This is a genomic window from Aquibium carbonis, assembly GCF_003970795.1.
Taxonomy (GTDB): domain Bacteria; phylum Pseudomonadota; class Alphaproteobacteria; order Rhizobiales; family Rhizobiaceae; genus Aquibium; species Aquibium carbonis.
Genome location: NZ_RWKW01000006.1, coordinates 1 through 9,005 on the forward strand (window position 1 = coordinate 1; position 9,005 = coordinate 9,005).

Genomic DNA, 9,005 nt, shown 5'->3' on the forward strand with positions numbered 1-9,005 from the left:
CAACCCGTCGCCGTCGCGCAGATGGCGCCCGTGGCCCCCATGCCCGTCCGCCAGAAGCCCATGGCGCCGATGGCGCCGCAGGCCCAGTCTCCCGCCGCGCCGCAGCGGACGATCAGGCCCGTCATGCCGCGCGTGACCTTGCCGGCCGCCACCCAGCCGAGCTTCGCCCAGGCAAGCTTCGCGCAGCCCGGCATCGTGCAGCCGGCCGAGGAGTTCCGTGATCCGCCGATGACGGCGCAGGTGACCCCGCACCCGTCGCGCGCCCAAGCGACCCGCCGGGCCCAGCAGCAGACGCGGCCGCAATCCGCGCCGGTCGAGCCAGACCTCGACGACGCGCTGTTGCAGGAACTGGAGACCTCGCTCCGCTATCCGGCCCGCGAGCGCCCGCGCAACAAGGCCGCCGACATCGACGACGAGATGAACAAGCTGCTCGGCGAAATGTCGCGCGATCGCCGCTGAGGCGATCCGGGCCGCGGCGCGGCCTGACCCGCCCGGCATTCTCTCCACGCAGGCATGATGTGAAGGCAGGCGCCGCCACACCGGCAGCCTGGCTCTTGCGTGGACACCGGCAGGGTCGCGTGACCGCCGCCGTCGGGTTGTGGACTGGGGATGTGCGCCGAAAGCGGCGTCAGTCGTCGCGGTAGACCTTCTCGCGACGCTCGTGCCGCTCCTGCGCCTCGATGGAGAGGGTCGCGATCGGCCGTGCATCGAGACGCTTGAGCGAAATCTGCTCGCCGGTCTCCTCGCAATAGCCGTAGGTCCCGTCCTCGATCCGCTGCAGCGCGGCGTCGATCTTGGAGATCAGCTTGCGCTGGCGGTCGCGGGCCCGCAGCTCGATCGCCCGGTCCGTCTCCGAGGAGGCGCGGTCGGCGAGGTCGGGAAGGTTGGCGTTTTCCTGCTGGAGAATCTCGAGTGTCTCGCGCGCTTCGCGCAGGATGTCGTTCTTCCATGTCGCGAGCTTGGCGCGGAAGTAGGCCTTCTGCCGCTCGTTCATGAACGGCTCGCTCTCGCTCGGCACGTAGTCTTCCATGGTTTCGCTCACCCGAGTCTCCCCATAGCTATGGACCGGCGCCTATATATTCGCGAGACCCCACCTGCACAAGCTGAAAGGTGAACAAAGTCACGCGTTTGTTAGCCGAACATCGAGGGCTGCCGAACACGGGGCAGACCGCTGTCTCCTGCCGGTTTCGCGGGCACGACATGCCCGAATCGAGGGCAATTCAGGCCCACCCCGATCGGTGCCGACGATGCGAGTTGCGTCGCGTCGGGCCTGTCGGTAATGCTCCCGGTCCGAGGGCCGCGCAAGCGCCGAGGGAGGATGTCCGATGAGCCGCCTTTTCCTGTTGCGCCACGCGCGGGCCGCCTGGGCCGAACCCGGCGACCGCGACTTCGACCGTCCGCTGACGGAGGCGGGGCGTCGGGAGAGCCTGGCCGTCGGCGCGATCATGCAGGCCAACGGTCACCGGCCCGACCGCGTCGTCTGCTCGCCTGCGCGCCGGGCCCTGGACACCTGGCGCGGAGTGGCCGAAATCCTCGACATGAAACCCGGTGAAGCGCTCCTGTCGGAGACGCTCTACGCCGCCGATGCCGGTGGCTACCTGAACATCGTGCGCAACAATGGCGCGAACGGATCGCTCCTGCTCGTCGGCCACAACCCAGCGATCGAGGATCTGGCGATCGGTCTCTCCGCCGCCTGTGTCGGCCGCGCCCGCGCCGATCTCGACAAGGGCTTCCCCACCGGGGGCCTCGCCATCCTGTCCTTCGCCGACGACCTGTCGGAAGCGATGCTCGGCACCGCGACGCTGGAGGCGTTCTTCGTTCCCACCGACCGCTGAAGGCGGACCGGGATTACAAATTGCCCGTCGCAGGCCTATATCCGGCAAAATGCAGCGCAGGCGAGGTTGACGGTTGGCGTCTCTCACGAATCTGACCGACGAGGCGTTGATCGCCCTCGACACCTTGACCGGCCGGGCCGCGAGCCTCGTCTCCCCCTCTCTCAGGCTGGGCGTGACCGGTTTGTCGCGCGCCGGCAAGACGGTCTTCATCTCGGCCTTCGTCCACAATCTCATCCATGGCGGGCGCCTGCCGCTGTTCGAGGCGCAGAAGTCCGGCCGCCTCGCCCGCGCCTACCTCGAGCACCAGCCCGACGACGCGGTGCCGCGCTTCCAGTACGAGGACCACGTGGCGGCGCTGCTCAACGCCCGGACCTGGCCCGAATCCACCCGCGCGATCTCGGAACTGCGCCTCACCATCGAGTTCGAATCGGCCTCCGCCTGGGGGCGCATGCTGTCGCGCGGACGGATCGCCATCGACATCGTCGACTATCCCGGCGAGTGGCTCCTCGACCTGCCGCTTCTCGGCAAGGACTACGCCGCCTTTTCAGCCGATTCCGTCCAGCTGGCCGCCCTGCCCGTGCGCGCCGACCTGTCCGCCGAATGGCTGGCGCTTGCCGGCACGATCGATCCGGATGCCGATGCCGACGAGATGACCGCGCGGCGTCTGGCCGAGGTCTTCACCGCCTATCTGCGCGCCTGCCGTCAGGACGAACGCGCCCTCTCGACCCTGCCGCCCGGGCGGTTCCTGATGCCGGGCGACCTCGAGGGCTCGCCCGCGCTCACCTTCACGCCCCTGCGGTCGCTGCGCGAAGGCCGCGCCCGGCCCGGGTCGCTGCGCGCCATGATGGAGCGCCGCTACGAGGCCTACAAGACGCATGTGGTGAAGCCCTTCTTTCGCGAGCACGTGGCGCGGCTCGACCGCCAGATCGTGCTGATCGACGTCATGCAGGCCATGAACGCCGGGCCGGCGGCGCTCGCCGATCTGGAGCGCGCCCTGACCGAGATCCTCGGCTGCTTCCGCCCGGGCTCCGGCGGGCTTTTCTCGGGCCTCCTGTCGCGGCGCATCGACCGCATCCTCATCGCCGCGACGAAGGCAGACCAGATCCACCACACCAGCCACGACCGCCTCCAGGCGATCGTCCGGCGCTTGACCGAACGCGCCGCCGCGCGCGCCGACGTGTCGGGCGCCGCCGTCGACGTGCTGGCGCTGGCTGCCGTCCGAGCCACCCGCGAGGGCACGGTCACCCAGCGGCGCGACGAACTGCCCGTCATCATCGGCACGCCCCTGGCCGGCGAAACCATCGGCGGCGAGAGCTTCGACGGCGAGACCGAGACCGCCGTCTTCCCCGGCGACCTGCCGAAATCGCCCGACGCGCTCTTCGATGCAGGGGCTCTTGCGGGACAGAGCCGCGCCATCCGCTTCGTCCGCTTCCGGCCGCCGAAGCTCGAACGCAGCGCCGACGGCGTCACGCTGTCCCTGCCGCACATCCGGCTCGACCGGGCGTTGCAGTTTCTGATCGGAGATCGGCTGGCATGAGCGACGAGCGCGCGCCAAAAGCGTTCCGGCTGCCGCCGGACCGCACCGAGAACGCCGAACCCGAGCGCGAGCCCCGCGCGCTTCGCGGTGCCGACATGGCGGTCGTCACGCCGGCCGAGATCGACGTCTTCGACGGCGACGTCGACCAGGCCGCGCCGCCTCCCCCGCCCGCGCCCCGCCGCCGCTCCCGCTTGGGCGCCATCTTCTTCGGCGCAGCCGGCATCCTCGTGTCGCTGGCGGTCGGATTGTCGATCGACGATCTCATCCGTTCGCTGTTCGCCCGCGCCGACTGGCTCGGCTGGTTCGGTGCAGGCCTGGCGGCGGTTGCGGCCGCCGCGCTCGTCGCCCTGCTGGCGCGCGAGGCGATCGCCCTGTCGCGACTGTCCTCGGTCGAAAACCTCAGCCGTCGGGCCACCGACGCGCTCACCCGGAACGACCCCAAGGCGGCGCGCGCCCTGGTCGACGACCTGGCCGGCTTCCTGTCGGCCCGACCGCAGACGGCGGCCGGACGCAAGACGCTGGAAGCCTTGCGCCACGACGTCATCGACGGCCCCGACCTGATCCGGCTGGCCGAGACCGAACTCCTGGCGCCGCTGGACGCCGCCGCCCAGCAGCTGATTCTCGACGCCGGCAAGCGCGTTTCGGTCGTCACCGCCATCAGCCCGCGCGCGATCGTCGACCTGGTCTACGTGTTCTACGAGGCCAGCCGCCTCATCCGACGCCTCGCCGAACTCTATGGCGCGCGTCCCGGCACGCTCGGCTTCCTGCGCCTGGCACGCGGGGTCCTGGCCCATCTCGCCGTGACGGGCTCGATGGCGGCAGGCGACACGCTCGTCCAGCAACTCGTCGGCCACGGCCTTGCGGCACGGCTTTCGGCCAAGCTCGGCGAAGGCGTGGTGAACGGCATGATGACGGTCCGCATCGGCATGGCGGCCATGGACACGGTGCGGCCCCTGCCCTTCGTCGCCATTCGTCGCCCGAGCGTGGGCGACTATCTCGGCGCCCTGGCGCGTTTCGCCGGCACCGGTCAGGGTAGCAAGGACACGCCCGCGCGACCCGCATCGTAACCATGTCTGCAATCGGGTATCGACCTCGGCCCATCTAGACGAAGCATTAACCAATCTTCTACAAGGTCGGGTCAGATAAAAGCTGTTCGGTCGGTGCCCATGATCAAGCGTGTATGTCGTTCCGCCATCCTGCCGCTGCTGGCCAGCGTGCCCTTCGTGTCGGAGGCGCCCTCCGCCTTCGCGGCAGACGGCGATCAGCAGTTCTTCCAGAACGTGCGCGGCGAATGGTCCGGGCCGGGCGAGATCGTCGCCGGCAAATACAAGGGCACGAAGTTCACCTGCTCGCTCACCGGCGATACCCCGACGGGAGCCGTCGGCATGGCGCTCGAAGGCAGCTGCCGCGTCGGACTGTTCTCGCAGAAGATGTCGGCCCGCATCGAGCGCAAGGGCCGTTCCTACAAGGGCACGTTCCTCGACGGTTCGGGCGGCGAAGGCTTGGACATCGTCTCGGGCAACGTCAGCAAGTCGAAGGTCGTCATGGCCTTGAACCGCAACGATCTGAACGGTGCCATGCTCGCGAGCCTCAAGGGCGACAACACCATGAGCGTGACCGTGTCGGTTCGCGTGAACAAGGAACTCGTCCCGGTCATCGGCATGAACCTCAAGCGGGTCGACACCGCCGCCGTCGGCGCCATCGCGCGCGACTGAAACCGACCGGGCTGGCAAGGCTCGTCGTTTCGCACGCGACGCCGTCCCGCGCCGCTCAGTCCGTTCGCCACCAGCCACCGCCCGGCTCGACCACCGCGATCCCGCCCCGGTCGACGGTCTGGAGCACTTCGTCCAGCGTTTCGCCGCCGATCCTCATGTCGGGCGCGATCTCGCGCAGGGGCACCATCACGAAGGCGCGCAGGCTCATTCGCGGATGCGGGATTTCGAGTCCAGGCTCCTTCAGCGTCTGCCCGCCATAGGTCAGCACGTCGACGTCGATCACGCGCGGCCCGCCCGGCTGCTTGCGCACCCGCTTCAGCGCGTTCTCGGTTCCAAGGCACAGCGCCAGCAGCGCACGGGCCGAAAGGCTCGTGCGGATCTGGGCCACGCAATTGAGGAAATCCGGCTGGACCACGTCTCCCCAGGGCGGCGTCCGATAGATCGACGACACCGCCACGACCGCGCAGCCCGGATCGGAGTCGATCATCCGAAGCGCCGCCGCCATCGCCTGCCGCGGGTCTTCCAGATTGCCGCCGAGACCCAGATAGGCGGTCACCTCATTCCGGCCAGGCAACCGTCACCTCCACATGGTCGAGGACGCCCGCGACCGGCGCGTTCGGCTTGCGGATGGTGATTTCGGACCTGCGGATCTGTGGAAAGCGTTCCGAGAGCGCCTTGGCGACTTCGATCGCCAGCGCCTCGATCAGATAGCGCCTCTGCCCGGTGACGATGCGCTCGATCACCTTGAAGGCCACGCCATAGTCGACGGTCGATTCGATCGAGTCCGCTTCCAGCGCGCTCGCCGGCTCGACCGTCAGCACCGCATCCACATAGAAGCGCTGGCCGAGCGTCTCTTCCTCGTCGAGCACGCCGTGCCGGGCGAAAAAGGCGCAATTCTTCATTCGTATCTGGTACTTCACGCGGAACTCCTCAGTCTGCCCGTCCGGACGCGATCATAGCATCCACCACCTTGAGCGCGTCGGCGTTCAAAGCGACATCGTGAACGCGAAAAATGTCGGCTCCGCCCAACCGCAGGATGACGCTGGTCGCCGCCGTGCCCGGATCGCGATCCGGCGCCTCCCGCCCCGTCGCATGGCCGATGAACCGTTTCCGCGAGGTCCCGACGAGAAGCGGAAGGCCGAACGCCTGCAACTCCTCGAACCGTCGCATCAGCGCGAAGTTCAGGTCGGGGCTCTCCTTGCCGAAACCGAAGCCTGGATCGAGGACGATGCGCTCATCGGCGATACCGGCTGCACGGGCAATGGCCAGAGACTGGTCCAGGAAGACGTGCTGGTCACGCACGGGATCGGGATCGACGTCGCGGTCGCGCCCGGTATGCATGATCACCACGCCGGCGCCGCTCTGCGCCACGACGCGCGCCATGTCCTCGTCGCGTTGCAGTCCCCACACGTCGTTGACGATGTGGGCGCCGGCGCCGATCGCCATCCTTGCGGTATCGGCCCGGTAGGTGTCGACCGAGATCAGGGCGCCGGTGCGCTCGGCGATCGCCCGGATGACGGGAAGGATGCGCGCCTGTTCCTGGTCGGCCGACACGGGCGGGCCGCCCGGCCGCGTCGATTCCCCGCCGATGTCGATGATGTCGGCGCCCTGCTCGACCAGCAACTCGGCCTGTTCGCAGGCCCGATCGGCGTCGAGGAACCGGCCGCCGTCCGAGAAGCTGTCGGGCGTCACGTTGAGGATGCCCATGACCACGGCGCGCCGGCCGAGTTCGAGCGTGCGGCCATGCGCAAGCCGCCACGTCCGCTCGAGCCTGCGCATTGAACTGCTCGTCATTGTCCGAACTCTGTCATTTCAGTTGCCGCCATCGCGATTGCAGTTGCCACCTTTCGCGGGCTGGCGCATGCTGGCCTTAATCGGAAACGGCCATGAAGAGAACGCTTCTTTTTGCCTGCGCGGGTCTTGTGTGGATGGCGGGGGCCAGTTCGGCCCAGACCGTCTCGCGCACCTATTCCTATTTCACGATCGGCGGGATCACCCTCCAGGAGATCGATGAGGAACTGTCGCGGCGCGGACCCAAGGTTTCCTCGACCGGCAAGCGCCATCCCGGCGCGACACAGATGCAGTTCTCCACCCGCTACACCTATGCCAGCACGCCGCAATGGTGCCGGCTCCAGAAGGCGGAGGTCAGCGTCAAGGCCAAGATGATCCTGCCGAACTGGCGCGCGCGCGGCCGCTCCGATGCCGATACCCGCCTGATCTGGGACACGCTCAACGCCGACATCCGCCGACACGAGGAATCGCATGTCCAGATCGCCAAGAGCCATGCCCGCAAGCTCGAGGAAGCGCTTCAGGGCATCGGCCGGCGTGGCGACTGCGAGACCGTGAAGGCCGCGGCCGGCACGATCAGCGCCCGCATCCTGGCCGAGCACGATGCCGCGCAGGATCGGTTCGATCGCATCGAGAGCATCAACTTCGAGAGAAGGCTGACGCGGCTTCTGTCCTATCGGATGCAGCAGATCGAGGCCGGCCGCCTTCCCAGGTGATGCGCGTGTCGCCTGCCCCACGCCAGACGAAAAACACCGCCGCCGCCAGCGGGCCGGCAATGCGCGCCGGCGAAGGCGTCAGGCCTGGCGTTCCGGAATCTTCACGACGAGACCGTTCAGCTCGTCGCGCACCTTGATCTGGCACGACAGGCGGGAGGTCGGCTGCACGTCGAAGGCGAAGTCGAGCATGTCCTCTTCCATCGCCTCCGGTTCGCCGACCAGCGCGGACCACGCCTCGTCCACGTAGACGTGGCAGGTGGCGCAGGCGCAGGCGCCGCCGCACTCGGCCTCGATTCCGGGGACCGAATTTCGAATCGCGTTTTCCATCACGGTCGAACCGTTCTGGGCATCGACCTCGAAACGGGTTCCGTCGAAAGCGATGTAGGTGATGGTGGTCATTCGGTGCGCCCCGGGGGTTTCCGTGTCGACTTAGCTTTTCCCGCGCGGGTGTCAACCATGCCGAGCCACCTGCGACGCAGGCGCGCAGGTCCGATTCTATGCCGCTCGTGTCAGCGCATGATCGACGACACGAAATCGCGGACGTCCGCGAGTGCTTCGGCGAGGCTCTGGAGGTTGTCGTTGCGGGCCGGATCGAGCTCGACGGCGTCGGCGATGTCGGCGACCCGGAACGCGCCGATGCTGCGGGCCGAGCCCTTGAGCCCGTGTGCGAGCATCACCCGCTCCGGCAAGGTCGCCGCGTCCATGCGGTCGCCGACGATCCGCGCCTGATTGAGGAACAGCGCCAGCACCTCGCGCTCGAGGTCGCGATCGCCCATCGTCTGCCGCGCCAGGTGCGTCAGGTCGACCGGTCGGCCGCGCGACTGGCCGCAGCTCTCGCCACCGGGCATGGCGAAGGCCATGTTTTCCACACTCATCGACGCCATGACGCTGTACCCGCCTTCAAAAAACCCGCCGTCTCATCGATACCCGTGGCGGGTGGACAGCTGGTTAACGAAAATCCGCGCCGTGCGGCGAAATTCGGGCGCAATTTCCGAATCATCGTTAACCTTGTGTTTAAACTTTTACGCATCTGGCGGAATGCATGTTTCCTTTACCTAGGTGTGTCACTACGATACGCGAACCGGAAGTGCGCCGCGCAAGCGGTGCCCTGCACATGGGCTCCAAGCGAGTTCGAACGACGCGTTAGTACAGGGTTTTCAAGGCATGGCTCGCAAACCAACGACGACCAGGAACCTCGAGACAGACGTCGACAAGGAGCTTGAACAAGCCCTGGACGTGTCCTTCAACGACGAGGATATCGATCTGACGTCGTCGATGGAGGAACTCGAGGCCCAGATCTCGCTCGCCGCCGACGAACTGGCACGCGAGGGTCGCGGCGCGACGACCCGGCACAAGCAGCCCGGCACGCCTGCCAGGGCCGAGCCGCGCCCTGCGGCCGCCCGGCCCGCGAAGC

Annotated in this window: 12 protein-coding genes and 1 pseudogene; 7 read left to right on the forward strand and 6 right to left on the reverse strand. The window is 67.9% G+C overall.

The features are described 5' to 3' along the window. A pseudogene (locus EJC49_RS02725) lies at positions 1–459 on the forward strand (hypothetical protein); the annotation flags it as partial. Between the two features lie 169 nt (positions 460–628). On the opposite strand, the gene dksA reads toward EJC49_RS02725, so the two are convergent. Next, positions 629–1,030 carry an RNA polymerase-binding protein DksA gene (dksA, locus tag EJC49_RS02730; RefSeq protein ID WP_425358788.1) on the reverse strand — a complete coding sequence of 134 codons (402 nt, stop codon included), beginning with the start codon at positions 1,028–1,030 and terminating at the stop codon, positions 629–631. 295 nt (positions 1,031–1,325) lie between these two features. On the opposite strand from dksA, the gene EJC49_RS02735 reads away from it, so the two are divergent. The 4 genes from EJC49_RS02735 to EJC49_RS02750 all read left to right on the forward strand — a co-directional run bounded on the left by EJC49_RS02735 (position 1,326) and on the right by EJC49_RS02750 (position 5,087). Next, positions 1,326–1,835, forward strand: a complete 510-nt coding sequence (locus tag EJC49_RS02735; protein WP_126697935.1) for a SixA phosphatase family protein — start codon at positions 1,326–1,328, stop codon at positions 1,833–1,835. 73 nt (positions 1,836–1,908) lie between these two features. Continuing rightward, entirely contained in the window at positions 1,909–3,372 is a 1,464-nt protein-coding gene (locus EJC49_RS02740) for a YcjX family GTP-binding protein (RefSeq protein WP_126697936.1), read from the forward strand. After that, the gene (locus EJC49_RS02745) at positions 3,369–4,439 is read left to right on the forward strand and encodes a YcjF family protein (RefSeq protein ID WP_126697937.1); all 1,071 of its coding nucleotides are present in this window, start codon (positions 3,369–3,371) and stop codon (positions 4,437–4,439) included. The genes EJC49_RS02740 and EJC49_RS02745 overlap by 4 nt, the downstream gene beginning before the upstream one ends. A 99-nt stretch (positions 4,440–4,538) precedes the next feature. After that, entirely contained in the window at positions 4,539–5,087 is a 549-nt protein-coding gene (locus tag EJC49_RS02750) for a hypothetical protein (protein ID WP_126697938.1), read from the forward strand. 55 nt (positions 5,088–5,142) lie between these two features. On the opposite strand, the gene folK is transcribed toward EJC49_RS02750, so the two are convergent. From folK to folP, 3 genes are read right to left on the reverse strand one after another with little or no spacing between them, the layout of a single operon-like run. Then, positions 5,143–5,661: a 2-amino-4-hydroxy-6-hydroxymethyldihydropteridine diphosphokinase gene (gene folK, locus EJC49_RS02755; RefSeq protein WP_126697939.1), complete on the reverse strand. Its 519-nt coding sequence runs from the start codon at positions 5,659–5,661 to the stop codon at positions 5,143–5,145. Then, positions 5,645–5,989 (reverse strand): dihydroneopterin aldolase, encoded by a 345-nt coding sequence (folB, locus tag EJC49_RS02760; protein WP_126697942.1) that lies wholly within the window; start codon positions 5,987–5,989, stop codon positions 5,645–5,647. Before folB ends, folK begins: the two co-directional genes overlap by 17 nt. Positions 5,990–6,017: 28 nt before the next feature. After that, positions 6,018–6,881 carry a dihydropteroate synthase gene (gene folP / locus EJC49_RS02765; RefSeq protein ID WP_245453237.1) on the reverse strand — a complete coding sequence of 288 codons (864 nt, stop codon included), beginning with the start codon at positions 6,879–6,881 and terminating at the stop codon, positions 6,018–6,020. A 92-nt stretch (positions 6,882–6,973) separates the two neighbouring features. Between folP and EJC49_RS02770 the strand changes: the two genes are divergently transcribed. After that, the gene (locus tag EJC49_RS02770) at positions 6,974–7,591 is read left to right on the forward strand and encodes a DUF922 domain-containing Zn-dependent protease (RefSeq protein WP_126697940.1); all 618 of its coding nucleotides are present in this window, start codon (positions 6,974–6,976) and stop codon (positions 7,589–7,591) included. A gap of 78 nt (positions 7,592–7,669) precedes the next feature. Here the strand turns inward: EJC49_RS02770 and EJC49_RS02775 are convergent, their stop codons facing one another. Then, on the reverse strand, positions 7,670–7,990 hold the full coding sequence (locus EJC49_RS02775; RefSeq protein ID WP_126697941.1) for a 2Fe-2S iron-sulfur cluster-binding protein: 321 nt from the start codon (positions 7,988–7,990) through the stop codon (positions 7,670–7,672). Positions 7,991–8,100: 110 nt separating this feature from the next. Next, positions 8,101–8,475, reverse strand: coding sequence for an Hpt domain-containing protein (locus EJC49_RS02780; protein WP_245453238.1), 375 nt, complete (start codon positions 8,473–8,475; stop codon positions 8,101–8,103). A 280-nt stretch (positions 8,476–8,755) separates the two neighbouring features. Here EJC49_RS02780 and EJC49_RS02785 point away from each other — a divergent pair. Further along, on the forward strand, positions 8,756–9,005 hold a 250-nt coding region (locus EJC49_RS02785; protein ID WP_148106285.1), incomplete at its 3' end, for a hypothetical protein.